Origin of the sequence: Actinoplanes sp. NPDC026623 (assembly GCF_040638275.1) — a bacterium.
In the GTDB taxonomy this organism is placed as follows: domain Bacteria; phylum Actinomycetota; class Actinomycetes; order Mycobacteriales; family Micromonosporaceae; genus Actinoplanes.
This window is the reverse complement of record NZ_JBEZXZ010000001.1, coordinates 1-21,701: the sequence shown is the minus strand read 5'-3', so window position 1 is coordinate 21,701 and position 21,701 is coordinate 1. Positions and strand designations below refer to the sequence as shown.

19 protein-coding genes are annotated in these 21,701 nt (G+C 71.0%); 11 read left to right on the top strand and 8 right to left on the bottom strand.

What is annotated here, in order from left to right; all coding sequences use genetic code 11:
- Positions 1–374: 374 nt before the first annotated feature.
- The 6 genes from AB0F10_RS00095 to wecB all read left to right on the top strand — a co-directional run bounded on the left by AB0F10_RS00095 (position 375) and on the right by wecB (position 6,379).
- The gene (locus tag AB0F10_RS00095; RefSeq protein ID WP_360619346.1) at positions 375–1,952 is read left to right on the top strand and encodes a glycosyltransferase family 4 protein; all 1,578 of its coding nucleotides are present in this window, start codon (positions 375–377) and stop codon (positions 1,950–1,952) included.
- Positions 1,949–3,145: a glycosyltransferase gene (locus tag AB0F10_RS00090; RefSeq protein ID WP_360619344.1), complete on the top strand. Its 1,197-nt coding sequence runs from the start codon at positions 1,949–1,951 to the stop codon at positions 3,143–3,145. The genes AB0F10_RS00095 and AB0F10_RS00090 overlap by 4 nt, the downstream gene beginning before the upstream one ends.
- Entirely contained in the window at positions 3,142–3,657 is a 516-nt protein-coding gene (locus AB0F10_RS00085) for a hypothetical protein (RefSeq protein ID WP_360619343.1), read from the top strand. Before AB0F10_RS00090 ends, AB0F10_RS00085 begins: the two co-directional genes overlap by 4 nt.
- Before the next feature lie 110 nt (positions 3,658–3,767).
- Positions 3,768–4,409 (top strand): class I SAM-dependent methyltransferase, encoded by a 642-nt coding sequence (locus AB0F10_RS00080; protein ID WP_360619341.1) that lies wholly within the window; start codon positions 3,768–3,770, stop codon positions 4,407–4,409.
- Positions 4,410–4,423: 14 nt separating this feature from the next.
- Positions 4,424–5,239 (top strand): hypothetical protein, encoded by an 816-nt coding sequence (locus tag AB0F10_RS00075; protein ID WP_360619340.1) that lies wholly within the window; start codon positions 4,424–4,426, stop codon positions 5,237–5,239.
- 48 nt (positions 5,240–5,287) lie between these two features.
- Positions 5,288–6,379, top strand: coding sequence for a non-hydrolyzing UDP-N-acetylglucosamine 2-epimerase (gene wecB, locus AB0F10_RS00070; protein ID WP_360619338.1), 1,092 nt, complete (start codon positions 5,288–5,290; stop codon positions 6,377–6,379).
- 37 nt (positions 6,380–6,416) lie between these two features.
- Here the strand turns inward: wecB and AB0F10_RS00065 are convergent, their stop codons facing one another.
- The 6 genes from AB0F10_RS00065 to upp form a co-directional block, all read right to left on the bottom strand.
- Complete coding sequence (locus AB0F10_RS00065; protein ID WP_360619337.1) at positions 6,417–7,001, bottom strand: hypothetical protein; 585 nt, start codon at positions 6,999–7,001, stop codon at positions 6,417–6,419.
- Positions 6,998–8,347 carry a glycosyltransferase gene (locus AB0F10_RS00060; RefSeq protein WP_360619335.1) on the bottom strand — a complete coding sequence of 450 codons (1,350 nt, stop codon included), beginning with the start codon at positions 8,345–8,347 and terminating at the stop codon, positions 6,998–7,000. Before AB0F10_RS00060 ends, AB0F10_RS00065 begins: the two co-directional genes overlap by 4 nt.
- 154 nt (positions 8,348–8,501) lie before the next feature.
- A complete protein-coding gene (locus AB0F10_RS00055) occupies positions 8,502–10,124 on the bottom strand; it encodes a glycosyltransferase (RefSeq protein ID WP_360619333.1) in 1,623 nt (540 codons plus the stop codon).
- A 167-nt stretch (positions 10,125–10,291) separates the two neighbouring features.
- Complete coding sequence (locus AB0F10_RS00050; protein WP_360619332.1) at positions 10,292–11,299, bottom strand: Gfo/Idh/MocA family oxidoreductase; 1,008 nt, start codon at positions 11,297–11,299, stop codon at positions 10,292–10,294.
- Positions 11,296–12,402: a DegT/DnrJ/EryC1/StrS family aminotransferase gene (locus AB0F10_RS00045; protein WP_360619331.1), complete on the bottom strand. Its 1,107-nt coding sequence runs from the start codon at positions 12,400–12,402 to the stop codon at positions 11,296–11,298. Before AB0F10_RS00045 ends, AB0F10_RS00050 begins: the two co-directional genes overlap by 4 nt.
- A 316-nt stretch (positions 12,403–12,718) precedes the next feature.
- Complete coding sequence (gene upp / locus AB0F10_RS00040) at positions 12,719–13,351, bottom strand: uracil phosphoribosyltransferase (RefSeq protein ID WP_360619329.1); 633 nt, start codon at positions 13,349–13,351, stop codon at positions 12,719–12,721.
- A 62-nt stretch (positions 13,352–13,413) separates the two neighbouring features.
- Between upp and deoC the strand changes: the two genes are divergently transcribed.
- From deoC to AB0F10_RS00015, 5 genes are all read left to right on the top strand, one after another.
- Positions 13,414–14,364: a deoxyribose-phosphate aldolase gene (gene deoC / locus AB0F10_RS00035; protein ID WP_360619328.1), complete on the top strand. Its 951-nt coding sequence runs from the start codon at positions 13,414–13,416 to the stop codon at positions 14,362–14,364.
- 51 nt (positions 14,365–14,415) lie between these two features.
- Positions 14,416–15,843 (top strand): aldehyde dehydrogenase family protein, encoded by a 1,428-nt coding sequence (locus tag AB0F10_RS00030; protein ID WP_360619326.1) that lies wholly within the window; start codon positions 14,416–14,418, stop codon positions 15,841–15,843.
- A gap of 166 nt (positions 15,844–16,009) precedes the next feature.
- A complete protein-coding gene (locus AB0F10_RS00025; RefSeq protein WP_360619512.1) occupies positions 16,010–16,837 on the top strand; it encodes an aldehyde dehydrogenase family protein in 828 nt (275 codons plus the stop codon).
- Positions 16,838–17,009: 172 nt separating this feature from the next.
- Complete coding sequence (locus AB0F10_RS00020) at positions 17,010–17,843, top strand: DNA primase (protein WP_360619510.1); 834 nt, start codon at positions 17,010–17,012, stop codon at positions 17,841–17,843.
- Positions 17,844–17,867: 24 nt separating this feature from the next.
- Positions 17,868–20,108, top strand: a complete 2,241-nt coding sequence (locus AB0F10_RS00015; RefSeq protein WP_360619325.1) for a transposase — start codon at positions 17,868–17,870, stop codon at positions 20,106–20,108.
- Between the two features lie 382 nt (positions 20,109–20,490).
- Here AB0F10_RS00015 and AB0F10_RS00010 read toward each other — a convergent pair whose 3' ends face one another.
- Positions 20,491–20,979 (bottom strand): VOC family protein, encoded by a 489-nt coding sequence (locus tag AB0F10_RS00010; RefSeq protein ID WP_360619324.1) that lies wholly within the window; start codon positions 20,977–20,979, stop codon positions 20,491–20,493.
- A 433-nt stretch (positions 20,980–21,412) separates the two neighbouring features.
- Complete coding sequence (locus tag AB0F10_RS00005; RefSeq protein WP_360619322.1) at positions 21,413–21,565, bottom strand: hypothetical protein; 153 nt, start codon at positions 21,563–21,565, stop codon at positions 21,413–21,415.
- Positions 21,566–21,701: the final 136 nt, after the last annotated feature.

The following is a 21,701-nucleotide window of genomic DNA, read 5'->3' as shown; positions in this document are numbered from 1 at the left end:
TGGGGGACATCCTCCTGCTAAGCCGGCGTCGAACGGCCGGCTATTCGGCTGGTGTGGGTGATGGTGCTCACGACGTGGAATGTGGCAATAACGAGGGACCACGTCGATGGAGAATACATAGCCGCCGCCGCCGAGAGGGCCGAGGCGGTCCCGGAGAATACGCTCCGCCGCCAAGAGGGGCGAGGCGGTCACAAAAAACTGTACGGCCCGCCGCCGCTGTACGGCTGAAGTGCTACCGGCTACGCCGACTGGACGCCATGAGCCAGGCTGGACGCGGCAAGGTAACCTTCCCCCGTCACGCGCCGAAATTGCGTTCAGCAGGAGGATCACCCATGCCCGCCAACCAGGCCAGGGCCACGCGCGGCCGTGTTGTCATGCTCGTTGACAACGACGTGCGGGGCGACTCCCGAGTGCAGAAGGAAGCGCGGTCCATGGCCGCCGCCGGGTGGGAGGTCATCCTCCTCGGCGAGCGCCGCGATTCGCCGCTCGAGAGCTGGATGATCGGCGACGCCGAGGTGCGCCTGGTGCCGATGGGCGACAAGCTGACCGTCGCGCCGACCGCCTGGCGCCGCAGCCTGCGCCGGCCGCTGGCCTACCCGCCGGGCAAGGAGCAGGCCTACCGGCTGGAGCTGGTGAAGGTCCGGCACGCCGACCTGACCACCCGTTTCGCGCTGCTCAACGCCAAGCGCCGGGCCGGCGGTTCCCCGGCCGCACACGCCATGGGCAAGGCCGCGCTGCTGCCGGCCCGGGTCACCACCAAGTCGCTCGCCGTGTGGACGCGGCTGCGCGCCTCCGAGACGCGGCGGCTGCGCGAGGCCCGCAAGGACAACACCAAGATCCTCAACCGGGCGCCGATCTGGATCTGGAAGGCGCTCATGGGCGACCGCGCCTGGCGCCGGCTCGACCCGTCGCTGTGGCAGTGGGAGCTCGCCTTCCGCAATGTGATCGACAAGCTCGAGCCGGACATCATCCACGCCAACGACTTCCGGATGCTCGCGGTCGGCGCGCGCGCCACCATCCGGGCCCGGGCCAAGGGCCGCAACACCAAGCTGGTCTGGGACGCACACGAGTACGCACCCGGGCTGGTGCCGCGGCACAACCCGCGCTGGCTGCCCGCGGTCGCCGCGCACGAGGCCGAGTTCGTGCCGTTCGCCGACGCCGTGGTCACCGTCTCGCCGCCGCTGGCCGACCTGCTCCAGGAGGAGCACGGGCTGGCCACCAAGCCGAACGTGGTGATGAACTCGCCCGTGCAGGCACCCGCCTCGGACGAGAGCGCCGCGGCCGTGCCCGATCTGCGGGCCGACTGCGGCATCGGGCCGGACGTGCCCCTGCTCGCGTACGTCGGTGGCATCACCCCGGTGCGCGGCGTCGACATCATCATCGACGCGCTGCCGCACCTGCCCGAGGTGCACGTGGCGATGGTCTCGGTGCACCCGAACGGCAAGAACTCGCCGGTCGACAAGGCACGCGAGCGGGCGGAGGCGCTGGGCGTCGCCGACCGGGTGCACATGCTGCCCTACGTCCCGCACTGGCAGGTGTCCGACTACCTGCGCACGGCGGACGCGGCGGTCAGCCCGCTGCACCACCTGCCCAACCACGAGATCGCGCTGAGCAACAAGTTCTTCGAGTACTCGCACGCCCGCCTGCCGCTGATCACCAGCGACATCCGGACCATGGCCGCGATGGTGCGCAGCACCAACCAGGGCGAGGTCTTCAAGGCGCAGGATCTCGACGACTTCGTCCGCGTGGTTCGCCTGGTGCTGGCCGACCCCGACAAGTACCGCGCCGCGTACAAGGAGGAGCTGCTGCTGAGCTGGACCTGGGAGGCGCAGGCCGCCGTGCTCGACCAGGTCTACTCCGAGCTCGTTCCCGCCGTCGCCGCGGTCGCCGAGCCGGCCGGCACGGCCGACCCGGAAACCGCAGCCGAGTCGCTTCCCCAGGCCGCCCGATGACGGTGCCCACCGGCTCGCGGCACGTAACGGTGGTCACGCCGTGGTACCCGACCCGGCTGCTGCCGTTCCGCGGTGCCTTCGTACAGACGATGGTGGAGGCGACGGCGCCCGGGTGTGACTCGATGACGGTCATCCACGGCGACCGCTGGTCGGCGAAGATCTCCGCCGACCAGGACAAGGCGGTCAACCGGGCGCATCTGGCGCTGCTGCCGCGGACCAAGCGGGTCTCGTCGACGGTCGCCGGCGCGACGCTCAACTACCTGCCGGTGCCGATGCCGGCGGAGGTCGGCTTCGCGGACACCGCGACACGCCACGAGGCGACCCTGCGCGCCGCGCTCGACGGCAAGCTCATCGACGCGGATGTGGTCCACGTGCACGAGGCGCTGCCGAGCGGCTGGGCCGTGCTCGATCACCTGCGGCCGGAGACCAGGCTGTTCGTCACCGAGCACGCCAGCTTCCTGGAGCAGTTGCTCGATCAGAGCGACGCCCGGGAGATGTACGACAAGGTGCTGGACCGCTGCGAGGGCCTGTTCGTGGTCGGCGACGGCACCCGGGACGTGCTGCTGAAGGCGCTGCCCCGGCACGCCGCGAAGGTCAGCCTGGTGCCCAACCCGATCTCCTTCGATCACCCCCGCCCGGAGCCGGTGACCGCGCTGCGCCGCTGGCTGTTCCTCGGCGGCCTGATCCCGCGCAAGGGTGTCAACTGGCTGCTGGAGGCGTTCGCGAAGTGCCACGCCGAGGACCCGGCGCTCACGCTCACCATCGTCGGCGACGGTGAGCTCGGCGGCCAGTTGCGCAAGCGGGCCGAGGAACTCGGCGTCCAGGACGTGGTGACCTTCGCCGGATCGGTCGGGCCCGAGGTCGCGTTGCAGATGATGCGCGAGCACGATCTGCTGGTGCACGCCAGCCGCTGGGAGAGCTTCGGCGTGACCGTGGTCGAGGCGGTGGCCGCCGGGATGCCGGTGCTGGTCACCCGATGCGGCGGTCCGGAGGAGACGCTCGCCGGGATCGAGGACGCCGCCGGCGAACTCGTCGCCGTCGAGGAGGACGACGCCTCGCTGGTCGAGGGCTACCGGCGCCTGCGCGACCGGTTCCCGCAGGGGCTCGATCTGGACAAGGCCCAGCAGACGCTCAACGAACGCTACGGCTACCCCGCCGTGGCCCGGATGCATCACCGAGTGTGGTTCGAGTGAATATCCTGTTTCTGGCGCTGGGCGCGAGCCGCAAGCGAGCCGTGGTCGAGGAGTGCGCCAAGGTGGTCGCGGACGGCGGCACCGCCACCGTGATGGTCGAGTCGATCGCGCCGTGGCAGCGTGCCGGGTTCGCCACCGGCGTCACGGTGATCGACTCCGCGTCACTGCAGCGGGCCCAGCTGCCCCTGCGGATCGAGCGCCTGGTCGTCTACCGCGGTCCTGAGTTCCTGCTGAGGAAGGTGCTCGGCCGACGGGGTAAGCGTGCCGCCGGCGCGTACAAGAAGAAGGTCGCCGACCGGTTCCACCGGCGCGTGTTCATGCCGGCCTACCAGCGGCTGCGGGGAGACACCCGCAGCGCGCTCGTCGCGCAGCACATCACCCGCAGCCCGCGCCCGTTCGACTGGATCGTCATCGCCGACCCGGTTTCCATGCCGGAAGCGGCGCAGGTGATGGACACCCTCGGCACCGGCAGCCGGGTCGGCCTGGCCTACAGCGTCGACCACATCTCCTGACCCTCGCGTTCCCCGATCGGCGTCCGGGGGCTGATGACCACGGACCCGAACGAGGTACTAGTCTGCGCAGGATCGCATCACTGTTCCCGCCCGCGAAAGTGGATCATGCCATGACGGTGCTCACCGAGGCGGAAGTCTCGAAGTTCTGGAACGACCGCCATCAGCGGGAGTCCGATCTACGATCGGGTGGCCACATCTCTTTCGACGAGGCCACAAACTACATGTTCTACCTGCGCCGGCTGACCATGCTCATGGACCGCATCGGCCTGCACAACAGCCCCGCCGCGCCGCTCCACCTGCTGGACGCCGGCTGCGGCAAGGGCTACTTCAGCCGGGAGCTCGCCAAATTCGGTCACCAGGTCGACGGCATCGACCAGAGCGAGGCGGCGATCGCCCAGTGCAACGACCTGGGCGGCGGCCCGCGCTATCAGCAGAGCTCCCTGTCGGGCTGGCGGTCACCCTGGCTCTATGACGCCGTCATGACGGTCGACGTGCTCTTCCACATCATGGACGATGCGGAATGGACCCGGTCCGTGCGCAACCTGGCCTCACTGGTCCGGCTCGGCGGCAAGCTGATCATCGGTGACTGGGGACAGGACCACGACCACGTCTTCGGCAGCTACCAGGTCTGCCGGGGCCGCGACCGCTACCTGCCGTTGCTGGACGCCTGCGGCCTTCGCTTCGACGACTGGGAGCCGTACCGCTTCCGACGGAGCCCTATCGGGTTCTATACCTTTACCCGCATCGGCTGAGGAACGGCGACGACATGCTTATTCGAGAACTGCTTCCGCTCTTCGACGACGTAACGACCATCGTCGAGGTCAGCGCGACCGGGGAGGTACTGCGGGAGCAGCTCCGCGCTCCGGAGGAGACCGCGTACCGGCCGTACGCGCCGGGCGAGAAGATGGACGCCGACACCCTGTTGGTCGGTTTCGTGGGGCCCAGGCAGGGCACCCAGGTCGAGGCGGAGGCGGTCGCGCCGGCGCTGCGGGACCTGCCCGTCGGCGGCCGGGCGATGATTCTGCTCGGCTGGCCCCTGCTGGACCTGCCCTACCACCAGGTCCTCGAGGAGCTGGTCACCGCCGGGTGCCAGGTGCTTCAGGTGATTCCGATCGACAACGCCGCGGGGCAGGGTGCGCACTGCGCCGTCGTGGCCGCGCGGGTCGACCGCCTCATCCCGCTGCGCACTCACCTCTCGGACGCGCCGATCGTCGCCGACGGTGACGAGCCCGACCTCCGCGCCCTGCTGCGCCTGACCGGTGAGTACGTGTTCGGCGACCTGCTCAGCCGGCCCCTGCGCCTCAAGCTGGCCGAGGCCGGCGACCGGCTGAAGGAGCAGGACAAGCGGATCCGGCAGCTGGAGAAGGAGCTCGCCACCACGGTCGCGAAGGCGGACGCCCGGGTCGAGCGGGCGCGCAACGACGTCGCCAACCTGCGCGCGTCGACGACCTTCCGGGTCGGAAACACCGTCGTGCAGGGCGCGCGCAAGCCCGGCAAGGCCATCGTCAGCGTGCCGGTCGGGCTCGTCCGCATCTGGCGCAAGCGCGGTGCCGCCGACGAGACCCCCGGCCAGAAGATCTAGCCCCTTCGATCCCTGTATGGATCCCCGAGCTCACGGAGTAAGTCTGCGATGAAGGTCCTGAGTATTGTCGGTGCTCGGCCACAGTTGGTGAAGCTGGCGCCCATCGCGCACGCGTTCGCCGGCACACACCACCAGCACGTGATCGTCCACACCGGACAGCACTACGACGCCAACCTCTCGGACGTCTTCTTCACCGGGCTCGGGATCCCGGACCCGGACGTGCACCTGGGTGTCGGCTCGGGCAGCCACGGCGTGCAGACCGGTGCCGTGCTGAGCGCGATGGACCCGGTGCTGGAGCTGGAGAAGCCGGACTGGGTCCTGGTGTACGGCGACACGAACTCGACGCTCGCCGGCGCCGTCGCCGCGGTCAAGATGCACATCCCGGTGGCGCACCTCGAGGCCGGCCTGCGCTCGTTCAACCGCCGGATGCCCGAGGAGCACAACCGCGTGCTCACCGACCACGCGGCCGACCTGCTGCTCGCGCCGACCGAGGAGGCCGTGCGCCACCTGCGGGCCGAGGGCCTGGGCGACCGCACGACGCTGGTCGGCGACGTCATGGTCGACGTCTGCCATCGGGTCCGCGACGACGTGCTGGCCGGGCGGCACTCCGCACCGGTGCTGCCCGACGGCATCGACCCGGCGCAGCCGTACCTGCTCGCCACCCTGCACCGCGCGGAGAACACCGACGACCCGAAGCGGCTGGCCCAGCTCGTGGGTGCGCTCGCCGACCTGCCCGTCCCGGTGGCGCTGCTGGCACACCCGCGCCTCATCGCCCGGGCGCAGGCTCAGGGACTCGAGCTGCAGCGCGGGGCCGTGCACGTCGGCGCGCCGCTGCCGTACGCCTCGATGGTGGCCGCGGTGCTCGGCTCAGCCGGCGTGGTCACCGACTCCGGTGGCCTGCAGAAGGAGGCCTACCTGCTGGGCCGCCCGTGCACGACGCTGCGCAGCGAGACGGAGTGGGTGGAGACGCTCGCCGACGGCTGGAACCACCTGGTGACCGACCCCGACGACCTCGGGGACTCCTGGAAGACGCTGGCCACCCGGCCCGCGCCGACCGCCGAGCGCGGCACGCCGTACGGCGACGGCGCGGCGGCAAAGCGGGTCGTCGAGGTATTGGCCGAGCGCTTCGCCGCACGCTGACGGGCCGGGGCCCCGCGAGGGGCCCCTCCCGGTACGGCTATCCGACGTACGGCTTGCGATCCAGGGACGTCGTCGTGCGGACGCCGGGATAGCGGCGCGACAGCCGCCACGCCAGCGGCACGGCCGCGTGATCGGCGGCCACGATGCGGTCGGCCCGGGCCAGGTCCAGCTTCATGGCGGGACCCCGCGCCTTACGCGACAGCATCATCGGGCGCATCATCTTGAACGCCGGCCAGAACAGCTTGCGGTGGATGCCCCGGGACACCCACGACTGTGCCCGCTGGGTCACCGACAGGCCGACGTCCACCGGCTTGAGCGCCGCCCGGTCGACGGTCATCGACCGGGCCTTGCCGAGCACCTTGCCCGGCAGGGTGAACAGAACGCCACGCTCGATCCGCCGGACCAGAACCTCGGCCGCCTCCACCCCGAACACGCGGTGCACCCGGACCCGGGGATCGATCTCGACGTCGTTCGTGCTGCTGTTCTCCGCGAGGAGCAGGTCGACCTCGACGTCGGCGTCCACGAGGTCCTGCACGTAGGACCGCACCCGCCAGGCCGGCTTGTAGCCCAGGGCGATGACGACGACGCGCGGCCTGGTCACCGGGTCGGCTGACGTACTCACGACGACAACTCCTGACGCAGACGAGCTTCCAGCGGCGCCAGCAGCGCGTCCCGCTTGAAGATGGTGGCATGCCGGCGGGCGGCCTCGCGGGTTTCCGGGTCCGCCTGACGCGCCGCGATGCCGGCCTCGATGAAGGACTGCGCCAGCTTCTCGGGGTCGAGGCTGTCGGCGTGGAACCACAGCGGGTAGCCCTCGAGGACCTCGCGCGCGGCGATGTCCGGCGCATGCACCGAGACGATCGGCCGGCCGGTCGCCATGTACTCGAAGATCTTGCCCGAGGTGACGTAACGGCCACCGGCCGCCAGGAACACCAGCGCGTCACTGTCGGCGTAGACCGACGACACCTCGGTCTTCGCCACCGGCCCCCGCAGCCGCAGGCCGGCGTCCAGGTCCGGGTCGACCTTCCCGGAGGCGTTCAGCCCGAGCCGCGTCAGCAGGCTCAGGTGGCTCTGCTGGAAGAAGCCGAGGTGCCCGAAGAGGTTGAGCTCCGCTCCGGCCAGCGCCGGGTGCTCGCGGGCGATCCGGAAGGCCTCGGCCATCTCCTCCATCGGCTGATGGGTGGTGATCGTGCCGAGATAGCTGAAGTTGAGCGGGCGCTGCGGCTCGGCCGGCACCTCGGGCGTTGGCGGCAACTCGAGCAGATCCGGATCCCACCCGTTCGGCACGACCATCATCCGGTCCGCCGCCTCCGGGTAGCGCTCGGCATGCCAGTCGCGCAGCGCGTTGTTCACGAACACCACCGCCGCGGAGCTGTCGATGACGCGGCGTTCCCATTTCCACGTCGGGTGCTTCGGCGGGAACGCGGGTTCGTCCTTGAACAGGTCGAGGGTCCAGGAGTCGCGGTAGTCGATCACGTACGGGATCCGGGCCAGCTTGCCGATCGCCCAGGCGGCGGCGAAGGCACCGAACGGGTTTCCCGTGGCCAGCACCGCGTCGAACTTCTTGCGCCGGTGCAGCTTGAGACCCTTGACCACCGACGATCGTGCCCACGAGACGTAGGGCTCGGGGAACTGCTTGGCCTCGCGCCACTCGAAGAACCGCTTGGAAACGTTCGGCATCATGCCGCGCATCCAGCTCATGTTCTGCAGTTCCTGCTCCCACCGGAACGTGTCGAGCTCGGGCCGTTCGACCGAGACCTGCGGATCGACGGTTTCGAGCAGCTTGTCGTCCGTGGAGCCGATCACGTCATAGAGGAAGCCCAGCGGCGCGGCCAGGACGGTGACGTCCCATCCGGCGCGCGCGAAGTGGTTGGCCGTCGCCCGCGCCCGGTAGACGCCGCTGGCCCGCGAGGGTGGAAAGTAGAAGGCGAGATACAACAGGCGGGGCTTCCGCTCGCTGGCTGTCATACGTTGCACTCCTGGTCCACAGTTTCCCCTCGACAACCTGGACGGTCACCTGTCGCCACAGCGACCGTACAGGGCAGCATTATCCGAATCTCTGGCGGGCGGCGACGACGCACCCGCCGGTCCGGACGGCGCCCGGCCCCAGGCGGGCTCAGCCTTACGGGCGGCGCATGCCCAGCTTGCGCAGCACCCGGCCGACGACCCGGCGCGGGGTCAGCGGCACGGCGACGACGCCGATCCGGCCGCTCTCGTCGAGGGCGGCGCTGATCAGGTAGAGGCCGGCGCCGCGCCGGTGCACCCGGCGCTGGGCGGCACTGACGTCGGCGGCGATCACGGCGTAGCTGTAGTTCTCGTCCTCGCCGGAGCCGGAGAGCCGCAGCCGCCGGGCACGCTTGACGACCGTCCCGTCCACCAGCACGTCGAGCGGCAGCACCGCGGTGATGACGGAGCCGTCCCTGCCGTCGCTCCGCGCCGTGAACTCGGCCTGCCGGCGGCCCAGCGCGATCTGCACCGCGGCGGGACCGGTCGGTTCCAGGTCGGTCAGCAGGCTGCGCCAGGTGACCACCAGCGCCTTACGGCCGTCGGACGCGCGTCCCCAGTGGACCCGCGCCGGCCCGTCCTGGTGGGCGGTGCGGCGCAGCTGCGAGGTGGCGTCGAACCACTCGTCGGGGAAGCCGGCGCGGAAGCCGGGATAGCCGATGTAGTAACGGTCGTCGCTGAACGTGAGCGGGGAGAAGCCGTGCTGCGCCTGGTGCCGGGCCACCGCGATCAGGTCGTCGAGGGTGCCGAACTGCGCGATGCTCAGCGGCACCCGGCGCTGCACGTCCAGGCCGGCCCGGATCTCGTCGGTCAGGTAGGTCTCCGCGAGCTTGCGAACGCCCTCCTGCACCCGGCGCTGCTCCTCGCGGTCGACCGTGAGGAACCGCTTGCCGAGCAGCTTGCCCAGCTCCCAGGTGAAGTGCCGGTGCAGCACCTTGGCCCGGGCCACCGGATCGGTGATCACATCGGCCGCGGCGTCCATGATGATCGCGGTGTCGCGGGCGAAGCCGGACAGCGAGGTGCGGTAGGTGATGTTGCTGGAGTCCGCGCGGCGGGCCGCGAAGTAGAACTCGTAGTCGGAGCGGACCGCGATCCGCCGGGCCGCCACCACCGCGCGGATGGTGAACGGCTGGTCGCTGCCGGAACGCAGGTCCTCCGGGTAGCGGATCCCGTGCTCTTCGATCAGCGAGCGCCGGAACAGCTTGGTGTTGGACAGCGCCCAGGGCAGCGCCGAGTTGACCAGGTCGATGTCGTCGCGGTTGCCCGGCTCGTAGACGGCCTGGTTGACCACCCGGCCGCCGGTGCCGACCAGCCGGCCCAGGACGATGTCCGCGTCGAGTTCGTCCGCGGTGGCCACCAGCCGCTCCATGGCCTCGGCACCGAGGGTGTCGTCCGCGCCGAGGAAGTAGACGTAGCGGCCGGTGGCGAGCTCGAGTGCCCGGTTGCTCGGCCCGGCCGGGCCGCCGGAGTTGGCCTGGTGCAGCACCTTCATGGTGCCCGGATACCGCTCGGCCCAGCGGTCCAGCTCCGCGCCGCCGCCGTCGGTGGAGCCGTCGTCGACGGCCACCAGCTCCAGCCGGTCGACGCCGATGGTCTGTTCGAGCACCGACCTCAGGCAGTCGGTGAGATAGGGCATGGTGTTGTACACCGCGACGATCACCGTCACGTCCGGCACCGCGCGGTCCGGTGGGACCGCCTCGCGTGCCGTGTCCGCCCCCCGCGGATGACCGTCGATGTCCAACTGGCTTCCACCTTGTCTCGAGCGTGTGTCCGGTAGGCCGTCGGACCAGGAATCTACGTTATGGGAGGCGTCCCGGAAATGACCGTCTGCAAACTATGCGGGCGGACAACCGATTCGGCCGGGATGACGTGAGAGCGCCACCCCGGCCGATACGAAGTCCTAAGTGGTCAGGCGGCGGGCAGGGCCGGCACGTGCACCGTGTTGCCGGCCTTCGCCGACTCCAGGATCGCGGCGGCCACTTCCACCGTACGCATGCCCTGGCGCAGTGTCACGATGTCGCTTTCCTTGCCCTCGACCGCGTCGCGGAACCGCTCGTGCTCGACGAGCAGCGGCTCCCGCTTCGGGATCGCGTACCGGACCATGTCGCCCTCGGAGACACCGCGGAACGCGCGCAGCGCCTCCCACTCGGTGCCGATCGCGCCGTTGGCGAAGAAGGTCAGGTCGGCGGTCAGCGTGTCGGCGATGAAGCAGCCCTTCGCGCCGGTGATGACCGTCGACCGCTCCTTCATCGGGCTCAGCCAGTTGATCAGGTGGTTGGCCATCAGGCCGTCCTGCATCGAGGCGACCACGGAGACCATGTCCTCGTGGGGGCGCCCGCTGCGGGAGACCGTGCGCGCGGAGACGTTCTCGTAGCTGCGGCCGGTGACCCAGGCGGTCAGGTCGATGTCGTGGGTGGCGAGGTCCATCACCACGCCGACGTCGGCGATCCGGCCCGGGAACGGGCCCTGCCGGCGGGTGACCACCTGGTAGATGTCGCCCAGCTCGCCGGCCTCGAGCCGGGACCGCAGGCTCTGCAGCGCGGGGTTGTAACGCTCGATGTGACCGACCGCGCCGACCAGGCCACGGCTCTCGAACGCCTCGACCAGCCGCTTGGAGGCCTCCAGCGAGGGCGCGAGCGGCTTCTCGATCAGGGCGCAGACACCGGCCTCGGCCAGCCGCAGGCCGACCTCCTCGTGCAGGCCGGTCGGGCAGGCCACCACCGCGTAGTCCAGCCCGAGGGCGATGAACTGCTCGATGTCGGTCACCACGGGCACGCCGAACGGCGCGGCCGCGCCGGGCGCCGGGTCGAGCACGCCGACCAGCTCGACGCCGTCCAGCAGGTTGAGCACGCGGGCGTGGTTGCGCCCCATCGCGCCGAGGCCGATCAGGCCCGCGCGCAGGACCTTCGAGCTCATGCCTGCACCGCCACGGCGTTGACGGCCTCGACGATGCGGTCGAGCTCGCCGGTGGTCAGCCCCGGGAAGATCGGCAGCGACACGACCTCGTCGGCGGCCCGGTCGGTCTCCGGCAGCTTCCACGGGCCCGGCATCCCGTCCTCGCCCAGGTACGGGCGCAGCTTGTGGATCGGGGTCGGGTAGTAGACGGCGTTGCCGATGCCGCGCTCCTTGAGCCCGGCCTGGAACGCGTCCCGGTCACCGGTGAACCGGATCGTGTACTGGTGGTAGACGTGCTTGGCGCCCTCGGCGACCGGCGGGACGACCACACCGGTGAGGCGCTCGTTCAGGTAGGCGGCGTTCGCCCGGCGGCGCTCGGTCCAGCCGGCGAGCTGGGTGAGCTGAACCCGGCCGATCGCGGCGGCGACGTCGGTCATCCGCATGTTCGCGCCGACGATCTCGTTCTGGTAGCGCGCCTCCATGCCCTGGTTGCGCAGCAGGCGCAGGGTGCGTGCCAGCTGCGCGTCCCCGGTGCTGATCATGCCGCCCTCGAGCGAGTGCATGTTCTTCGTGGGGTAGAAGCTGAAGCAGCCGACCGCACCGAAGCTGCCGACGGGCTTGCCGTCGACCGCCGCGGCGTGCGCCTGCGCGGCGTCCTCGACGACCGCGAGGCTGTTCTGCTCGGCGATCTGCATGATGCGGGCCATCGCCGCCGGGTGGCCGTAGAGGTGCACCGGCATGATCGCGACGGTGCGCGGGGTGATCGCCGCGGCGATCGCCTCCGGGTCCAGGCAGAAGCTGTCGGCCTCGATGTCGACGAACACCGGGGTGGCGCCGACGAGGCGGACGGCGTTCGCGCTCGCGGCGAACGAGAACGACGGCACGATGATCTCGTCACCCGGGCCGAAGCCGAGCGCCATCAGCGAGAGCTGAAGCGCCGACGTCCCGGAGTTGACGGCCACGCAGTGCCGGCCGCCGACGATCTCGCCGAACTCGGCCTCGAACGCGGCGACCTCGGGGCCCTGCACGACCATGCCGCTGCGCAGAACGCGAACGGCGGCGTCGATCTCGGCCTCACCGATGACCGGACGAGCGGGCGGAATGGCGTCCTGCAGCCCAGTCATGGGCGGTCCTCCTGTGTACGCACGGCGATACGACGCCGGATGAGCTGACGTGGCTCGGCGGTTCCGCCACGGCACTCAGCGGCTCCGGCACGGCACTCTTGGCGGCCGGAACAGTACCCTACCGAACGTGAGATCTCGTACGGATGCATCGTCCGCATCCGTCACCGGACCGGGGTCCGGCCGCCCGAAAACCCGTGGTCGCGTCGCCGTATGTCGCTTTATGACCGGATCGCCTCGGCCGTCCGACGCGGTGAATTCATCGACCGGTTACCCACCGCACACCTGGAATAGCCGTTTCGCCAGTATTTCCTGGCCCTCAGAACCTGGGCATACCGCCGAACTGACGGTCACCGGCGTCACCGAGGCCGGGGACGATGTACATCTTCTCGTTCAGGCCCTCGTCGATACTCGCTGTAATCAGGCGCAGCGGTAGCCCAGAGTCACGCAGCCGCTCGACGCCCTCGGGTGCGGCGAGGACGCAGCAGACGATGACATCGGTGCAGCCCCGGTCGACCAGCAGCTGGCAGCAGTGCACCAGCGAGCCGCCGGTGGCCAGCATCGGGTCCAGCACCAGCACGGGCAGGCCGGACAGGTCGCCGGGCAGCGATTCCATGTAGGCGCGCGGCTCGTAGGTGTTCTCGTCGCGGGCCAGGCCCACGAAGCCCATCGACGACTCGGGCAGCAGCGCCAGCGCGGCGTCGGCCATGCCGAGGCCGGCCCGGAGCACCGGCACGATCAGCGGCGGGTTGGCCAGCCGGGTGCCCTGGGTCGGCGCGACCGGGGTGTTGATCGCGAACCGCTCGATCTCGAAGGAGCGGGCGGCCTCGTAAACGACCATCGTGGTCAGCTCGTGCAGTGCGGCGCGGAAGGCTCCGGAGTCGCTCTCCGCATTGCGCATGACGGTGAGTCGGGACTGGGCCAGCGGGTGATCAACAACGAGTACGTCCACGCCGATCAACCTACCGGGGTTCCCCAAGATCAATTGCTGTAGGGCCGCGTAGAATCCTTCTCATGACTGCGACAGCGACGTCGAGACTGCCCGACGTGTCCGGTTCCGCCTTCAACCTCCGGTCTTTCCTGCACGGACTGCCCGGGGTTGACAAGGTCGGGGTCGAGGCCCGGGCGGCCGCCCTCGGCACCAGGTCGGTGAAGACGACCGCGAAGGCCGCGGCGATCGATCTCGCGATCCGGATGGTCGACCTGACCACGCTCGAGGGCGCGGACACCCCCGGCAAGGTCCGTGCGCTGTCGGCCAAGGCGCTGCGCCCCGACCCCGCCGATCCGTCCTGCCCCAGCGTCGCCGCGGTCTGCGTCTATCCGGCGATGGTCCCGGTGGCCGCCGAGGTGCTGGCCGGCTCCGGCGTGCACCTGGCGAGCGTGGCCACCGCCTTCCCGTCCGGCCAGGCCCCGCTCGAGGTCAAGCTCGCCGACACCCGGGACGCCGTCGCCGGCGGCGCCGACGAGATCGACATGGTGATCAGCCGGGGTGCGTTCCTCTCCGGCCGTTACGACCATGTGTACGACGAGATCGTCGCGGTCAAGCAGGCGTGCGGTTCCGCGCACCTCAAGGTGATCCTCGAGACCGGCGAGCTGGGCACCTACGACAACGTCCGCCGCGCCTCCTGGCTGGCCATGCTCGCCGGCGCCGACTTCATCAAGACCTCGACCGGCAAGGTGCCCGTCGCCGCGACGCTGCCGGTGACGCTGGTGATGCTCGAGGCCGTCCGGGACTTCCGGGCGCAGACCGGCCGCCAGATCGGCGTGAAGCCCGCCGGCGGCATCCGCACTACCAAGGACGCCATCAAGTACCTCGTGCTGATCAACGAGACGGTGGGCTCGGACTGGCTCGACCCGGACTGGTTCCGGTTCGGCGCCTCCTCACTGCTCAACGACCTGCTGATGCAGCGGACCAAGCTCGCCACCGGCCATTACGCCGGCCCGGACTACTTCACGCTGGACTGAGCCATGTCCCCCGACAGCGGCTCCGTCGCATTGCAAGGAGAGACCAGCAGGATGTTCGAATACGCTCCGGCGCCCGAGTCCCGCTCGGTCGTCGACATCGCACCCTCCTACGGCCTGTTCATCGACGGTTCCTTCGTGCCCGCCTCGCCCTCCGGCGGCGTCTTCAAGACCGTCAACCCCGCCTCGGAGGAGGTCCTCGCCGAGGTCGCCTCCGCCGGCGTCGAGGACGTCGACCTGGCCGTCGCCGCCGCCCGGCGCGCCTTCGGCCCGTGGTCGGCGCTGCCCGGCGCCGAGCGCGCCAAATACCTGTTCCGGATCGCCCGCATCATCCAGGAGCGCTCCCGCGAGCTGGCCGTGCTCGAGTCCCTCGACAACGGCAAGCCGATCAAGGAGTCCCGCGACGTCGACCTGCCCCTGGTCGCCGCGCACTTCTTCTACTACGCGGGCTGGGCCGACAAGCTGGCGTACGCGGGCTACGGCCAGAACCCCCGGCCGCTCGGCGTCGCGGCACAGGTGATCCCGTGGAACTTCCCGCTGCTGATGCTCGCGTGGAAGATCGCGCCGGCGCTGGCGGCCGGCAACACGGTCGTGCTCAAGCCGGCCGAGACCACGCCGCTGTCGGCGCTCTTCTTCGCCGACATCTGCCGGCAGGCCGACCTGCCGCCCGGGGTCGTCAACATCATCACCGGCGCCGGCGAGACCGGCCGCGCGCTGGTCGAGCACCCCGGCGTCGACAAGGTGGCGTTCACCGGCTCGACCGAGGTGGGCCGGCAGATCGCCGGGTCCGTCGCGGGCACCCGCAAGCGGCTGACCCTCGAGCTGGGCGGCAAGGCGGCGAACATCGTCTTCGACGACGCGCCCATCGACCAGGCCGTCGAGGGCATAGTCAACGGCATCTTCTTCAACCAGGGGCACGTCTGCTGCGCCGGGTCGCGGCTGCTGGTGCAGGAGTCCGCGTACGACGAGGTGCTCACCGCCCTCAAGCGCCGGATGGCGACGCTGCGGGTCGGCGACCCGCTGGACAAGAACACCGACATCGGCGCGATCAACTCGGCGGCGCAGCTCTCCCGGATCCACGAGCTGTCGGAGATCGGCGACTCCGAGGGCGCGCAGCGCTGGTCGCCGCAGTGCGAGCTGCCGGCGCAGGGCTACTGGTTCGCGCCGACCATCTTCACCGGCGTGACACAGGCACACCGGATCGCCCGCGAGGAGATCTTCGGGCCGGTGCTGTCGGTGCTGACCTTCCGCACGCCCGACGAGGCGATCGAGAAGGCCAACAACACGCCGTACGGGCTCTCGGCCGGCGTCTGGACCGAGAAGGGCTCGCTGATCCTCGCCATGGCCGACAGGCTGCGCGCGGGCGTGGTGTGGGCCAACACGTTCAACAAGTTCGACCCGACGTCGCCGTTCGGCGGCTACAAGGAGTCCGGTTACGGCCGCGAGGGCGGCCGGCACGGACTGGAGGCCTACCTTGCCTGAGTCCACTTCCCCGACGAAGGCCACGCGCGCCGCCAAGGCAGCGCGCAGCCGCACCGTGCCCGCCGCCAAGGCGGCGAAGGTCGTCTCCGCCCGAGCCGGCGCGGCCGCGCCGGCCAAGGCCGGGCGAAAGGCGAAAACCGCCGTCGAGGCACCGGCCACGACCACGGTGGCACCCGTCGCACCGGCCGGGCGGCTCGCCGTGCGCAAGACCTACAAGCTGTTCATCGGCGGGGCCTTCCCGCGCAGCGAATCGGGACGGACCTATCTCGTGGACGGGGACAACGCGGCCCTCGCCTCCCGCAAGGACGCCCGCGACGCCGTCGTGGCGGCGCGCAAGGCGCAGGCCAAGTGGGGCGCGGCGACCGCTTACAACCGGGGGCAGGTGCTCTACCGGATCGCCGAGATGATCGAGGCTCGGCGCGGCGAGTTCATCGCGCTGGGTGTGCCGTCCGCCGAGGTGGACGCCGCCGTCGACCGCTGGGTCTGGTATGCGGGCTGGTCCGACAAGATCGCCCAGGTGCACGGCGGCGCCAACCCGGTCGCCGGCCCGTTCTTCAACATCTCGGCGCCCGAGCCCACCGGCGTGGTCGGCGTGGTCTCGCCGGCCTCGTTCCTCGGGCTGGTCAGCGTCATCGCGCCCGCGATCGTCACCGGCAACACGGTGGTCGTGCTGTCGCCCGCCCCGCAGGCGGCCGTGACCCTCGCCGAGGTGCTGGCGACCTCGGACCTGCCCGGCGGCGTGGTCAACATCCTCACCGGCCGGCCCGCCGAGACCGCGCCGTGGCTGGCGTCGCACGACGACGTCAACGCGCTCGACCTCACCGGCGTGGCCGACCCGGCGCTCGCCGCCGACCTGGAACGGGCCGCGGCGGGCAGTCTCAAGCGGGTCATCCGGCCGCCGGCCGGCACGCCCGATTTCACCGCCGACCCCGGCCTGCGCCCGATGACGGCGCTGCTGGAGACCAAGACGGTGTGGCACCCCAAGGGTTTCTGACCTCGGTCGGCCGCCCTCCAGGCACGCACACTAAGGTGTGTGCCCAGACTCACCGTCCGAACAGCTGACTTGAACCAACCCGGAGGTCACCGTGACCAGCCAGTCGCCCGAAGAGGGCTCGACGGTCAAGGAGGAGAAGGCCGTCCTCAAGGACGGACTCTCCGGCCGTGAGCTGTGGGACGAGGTCCGAATCTCGCCCGTCGAGATCGCGATGCCGGGCGGCGTCGGCCTGACCCTGCGCGCATACCGGCTCGCGTCCGAGCTGACCCCGACCGAGGTCGTGGCCGACGAGGACGACCCCTTCGAGGCCCGCGACCGCGCCGCCGCGGCCCGCGCCGCCGAGGAGGCGGGCGTCGTCGACGACTTCTCGGCGCTGGTCGCCGAGGGCGACTCCGGCACCCGGTCCGAGCGCAAGACGGACGGCACCATCACCACCGAGGACGGCGAGGTCGTCGACGAGCCCGACGCGGCCGACTTCGCCGAGGAGGCCGAGGAGGCCGAGGAGGAGGCGCCGGAAGACGAGGAGGTGCCCATCTTCCTCAGCCACCGTGGCAAGTTGCTCGCCTTCAAGACCCCCGAATCGCTGACCTCCTTCATTCGTTCGGGTGCTCCGCACGACCTCGCCCAGCTCGACACCTGGGCGACCGTCGCCGAGCGGGTACAGTCGTCTGACGTCGACCCCAAGCCGGACGACCGCTACGAGTTGGATCTCGTGGTGGAGAACCTGCGCGGCGGGCACGACACGTGGGACCTGCCGCTGCTCATCAACGCCGGCGAGGTGGCCCGAGACCTGGGCCACGCGCTGCATTTGAAGCCGGTGATCCTGGCGTTGGCGCCCGGTTCGCCGCTCGATGACCTGGACGAGTCCCTGCGGTCAGCCGAGAGTGGCGGAATGGGCGGTTTCTTTGGACGCCGGAAGCTCCGTAAAATCGGGGCACAACAGGCGAGTCTGGGCTGGCGTTCGATTATCGGCAAGATCTCTGCCGCTGTGGACTGGCGCGACTGACCCCTCAACAGGGACCATCAGTCCTTGGCCGAAAACAGCAGTCTCGGGGAGGAGGACGACGCCGTGGCGCTCGTGCGCGTGTACTGCGGTCTGGCGTCGGCTGATGAGACGGTGCGGACGGCTTCGGCCGGTTCGCAACTGACCATCGCCGTCGTGGACGACGCGGGAAGGCTGCTCGGCGTTCACGAGATCAGCGACGACCCGACGGGTTATGCCCAGTTGGGGACGCTGCTCGTGGAACGGACGAGCGGATTCACGGACGCCGCGGTCGCTGCCGACAGCGACGACCACATGGTCACGTCGCTGCTGACCGCAGCCGGCCGTCCCCTGGTAGTTGCCGACGACGATTCCACCGACGACTTCGCCGAGCGGTTCGCCGACGACGACTCCCCCGAGGAGATCTCGGCGCCGCCGGCCGCCCGTCGCGCGGTGGGCCTGGCCCGCGCGCTGCAGGCGGGTGCGATCGCGGCCGTCACCATCCCGGCCCCCCGCGAGCTGGTCAGCTACAAGCCCGTGCTCGCGGCGCACGTCACGATGCTCAACGGCCGGCACGCCGCGGCCACCGCCCTGCGCGAGGTCCTTCGCGAGCTCTACCCGGCCGCCCTGCGCGCCTACCCGGACCCGGCGCACCCGCTGGCCCTGGCCGTGCTGGACGCGCTGCCGGAGCCCAGCCGCCTCACCGGCCGCGGCCACGAGACCGAGCAGGTCGCCGAGGACGTCGCCGCGGAGCTCACCCGCGCCGGTGCCGGCACCGACGACCAGGTCGTCGCCGCCGTCACCGCGCTGGTCGTGGCGATCGGCGAGTCCCCGCGCCGCGGTGGCGTCAACAAGGCGCTGTCACCGGCCGCCGCGGACACCGTCCGGCACGCCATCGGCGCGGTGCGCTCCTGTGACGCCGCCTGCGAGGCGCTCGTCGGCACCCTCGCCGCCCGGGTCAGCACCCAGTCCGCCGCCGGCGCACCCGGCCGCCGGCAGGGCGGCTCGCGCCGCGCCACCGAGCCGGCCGCCGGCCTCCAGCCGGTGCGCTCGCCGGCCACAGTCGACGCCAGGATTCCTCGCCGCGGACGGCCCGAACCCGCAGCCGCGACCGGTTCCCCCGTGACGCCGCGCCCCCTGACCAGCCCGCCCGTCGCGCCCGAGCCGGTCATGCCGCCGCCGCTGGCGCCTCGCCCGGTCGCGCCCCCGCCGGTCGCCCCGGCCGCCGCCGCGGGCCTGCCGAGCCGGACAGCCAACCCCGGTCCGGCCAGTCGCCCCGTCTCGGTTCCGCCGCCCCCGCCGGGAATGACGCCGATCGTGCCGGGCTCGCGCCCGTCCTCGGTCCCGCCCGCGGACGCCGGCCAGCCGTTCCGGCCCACCCTGACGAACGCGGCGATGAGCAGCGCCCGCGCCGAGCGTCAGCGCACGGTCATACCGTCGCGGCCCAATACCCGCACGTCGGCGCCCCCTGCCGCGAACGGGGCGACGGACTACTCCCTGCCGATGCCGGCCCAGCGCGCGGCGGACCTGCCCGAGCCCGGCTCCCGCGCCAACTGGCCGCTCATGAACGGCGGCGACGACCTCGCCGCGGCTCCCCCGCCCGCCGCGGTGAGCAGCCCTCCGGCCGACGGCCGGGTGCGCCCGCCCTGGCAGGACATGCCGAAGGAGCCGCCGGCGCTGCGCCTGGTCGAGTCTCAACTCGGCGGCCTGGCGAACACCCCGGCCGACGTCACCGCCGTCACCGACCTGCCGCCGCTGCGGCTGGTCGACGAGCGAGGCGGACGAAACGGCCGCACCCCGGCCCGCCGCACGACGCTGACCGCGCTGGACCGCAGCGCCGCACCCCCGGTTCCGGCCGAGGGCGACGGCGACCTGCTGATCTTCGCCGCGGCCAGGTCCGCCTGGTTCACCGGCCACGACGAGGAGGCCGCGGACAACCTGGACTGGACGAACGCGTCCGACACCGGCTGGCGCGCGGCCCAAAAGGCCTCCAAGCCGTCCGTGGCGGCGGAGACGTCGTCGGCCGGGCTGCCCAAGCGCGTCCCCCAGGCCAACCTGGTCCCCGGCTCCCCGCTGCGCGAGGAGCGCCCGCTGCGCATCGTCCGCGACGCGGCGAGCATCGCGGCGCACACCACCGGATACTTCCGGGGCTGGCGCCGCGGCCAGGAGATCGGCGGCTACGCGATCGGTGGCCGCCCCGGCCGCGAGGCGGCCGGCGGCTGGGACTTCAGCCGTGACGGCGGCACCCAGGCCGAGGAATACCACAACGCGGGTTACCGCAGCAGCTGACCGCGGCGCTCCCGCCCGTGTCATACGTGTGAATCGGCCACGCTCCCGTCGGAGCGTGGCCGATTTTCTCTCGCAGCCGGTCTCGGGGACTTCTCTTGCAGGCTGGCGCGGTCGCGGTCGCGAACTGACGTCGGCCTGATCGCCAACTTCTGTGGTGAAGCCGGGGTCGATGATCGGCCTTTAGAACGGAGGGTCGGCGCCCCCGGCGGATGAGGGCGCTGTCCCTCTCTCGCGCGCGACGCCCGCAGTCCGCCCGCCGCGATTCAACTGCGGATGAGGGCGCCGCCGCTTTCACCGCGACGCGGCAAACCGCCCGCCGCCACTCAACCGCGGATCAGAGCGCTGCCGCTCTCTCGCGGCGCCGGCAGTCCCCGGCCCGGACTCAACTCCGGGAGAAGAACTCGGTGTCCGGGCGCTGCATGTACTCCATCGCCGCGGCGAACTGCGGATCGCCGAAGCGTCGCGTCATCTCCTCGGGCGGCACGTCCTCGATGTGCGACTGGATCCACCAGACGTTGCCGAACGGATCGCGCACCCGCCCCACCAGGTCGCCGAACGCCAGATGGGTGACCTCCGAGATCGACACGCCGCCTACCTCGACCGCCTCGCGATGCACAGCGTGGGCATCCTCGACATACAACCGAAGAAACGCGGGCGTAGCGGGCCAGGACGAGTGGCCGTCGAAGAGCATCACGATCGCATCGCCGATGCGGACCTCCGCGTGTCCGATCAGCCCACGGGCGTCGATCACCCGGCCCAGTTCCTCGGCGTGGAAAGCCTTTCGCAGATACTCGATGACCGCGGCCGTATCGCGGGAGATGATCCACGGCGTGACGGTCGTGTAGCCCTCGGGGATCGCCTTGACAGACATATCGAGTGACTCCTCTACAACCAGGAATGTGACCCGAAATTAACTGCCATTTAGGCCAGCTTCTGTCCCCATGGGGATGCCTCCTCGCGGCCCGCCGGACTTCGCCACGCGGGACGATGTCTGACCATCAGCGATAGCGTCGAGAACTCCCGTTTGCGATTGACCCAAGGTCACGCACACGCCGGGTGGGTCCGCAGTCCAATGAGAGGCGGCCCAAGGCCACGCACACCAGGTGGGTCCGCACTCCATGAGAGGCGGCCCAAGGCCACGCACGCGGGTGCGCCGGACTCCCCGCTTGGGACCCCCTCACTCACGCACAGAGCGACGCTTTCGGACATCCGGTGTTGGGCAACGTCTGGCACGATTCAGAGCCGCCTGGGCCGTCTCAAGGGTCGTCCCGGGCCACGTGGGCTCCCTTCGCGAGCTCCGCGCATCAGATTCCCCAGAACTCGAGCACCGGCAGGTTCCGGCCGCCCTCGATATCTTCGACTTGCGGGTGCTCGCCCTCGATGAACGGGTCCTCCGCGCGCGTGACGTGACGAGTCCGTGGGCGGCGGCGCGGGCAGACCCGCGCATATCTCGTCACCGCCAGCACTCCTCGCTACCGCATCCTTGCGGTGCTTGCGGTGCTTGCGGTGCTTGCGGTGCCTGCGGCGCTCGCGGGGCTCGCGGCGCTCGCGGGCCTTGCGGCGCGCGGGCCTTGCGGCGCGCGGGGCTTGCGG

Excerpts from the sequence above, each read along its gene's own strand:
- AB0F10_RS00095 (WP_360619346.1), top strand. The coding sequence starts at position 375 with ATGCTCGTTGACAACGACGTGCGGGGCGACTCCCGAGTGCAGAAGGAA.
- AB0F10_RS00090 (WP_360619344.1), top strand. The coding sequence starts at position 1,949 with ATGACGGTGCCCACCGGCTCGCGGCACGTAACGGTGGTCACGCCGTGG.
- AB0F10_RS00080 (WP_360619341.1), top strand. The coding sequence starts at position 3,768 with ATGACGGTGCTCACCGAGGCGGAAGTCTCGAAGTTCTGGAACGACCGC.
- AB0F10_RS00075 (WP_360619340.1), top strand. The coding sequence starts at position 4,424 with ATGCTTATTCGAGAACTGCTTCCGCTCTTCGACGACGTAACGACCATC.
- wecB (WP_360619338.1), top strand. The coding sequence starts at position 5,288 with ATGAAGGTCCTGAGTATTGTCGGTGCTCGGCCACAGTTGGTGAAGCTG.
- AB0F10_RS00060 (WP_360619335.1), bottom strand. The coding sequence starts at position 8,347 with ATGACAGCCAGCGAGCGGAAGCCCCGCCTGTTGTATCTCGCCTTCTAC.
- AB0F10_RS00050 (WP_360619332.1), bottom strand. The coding sequence starts at position 11,299 with ATGAGCTCGAAGGTCCTGCGCGCGGGCCTGATCGGCCTCGGCGCGATG.
- AB0F10_RS00045 (WP_360619331.1), bottom strand. The coding sequence starts at position 12,402 with ATGACTGGGCTGCAGGACGCCATTCCGCCCGCTCGTCCGGTCATCGGT.
- deoC (WP_360619328.1), top strand. The coding sequence starts at position 13,414 with ATGACTGCGACAGCGACGTCGAGACTGCCCGACGTGTCCGGTTCCGCC.
- AB0F10_RS00030 (WP_360619326.1), top strand. The coding sequence starts at position 14,416 with ATGTTCGAATACGCTCCGGCGCCCGAGTCCCGCTCGGTCGTCGACATC.
- AB0F10_RS00010 (WP_360619324.1), bottom strand. The coding sequence starts at position 20,979 with ATGTCTGTCAAGGCGATCCCCGAGGGCTACACGACCGTCACGCCGTGG.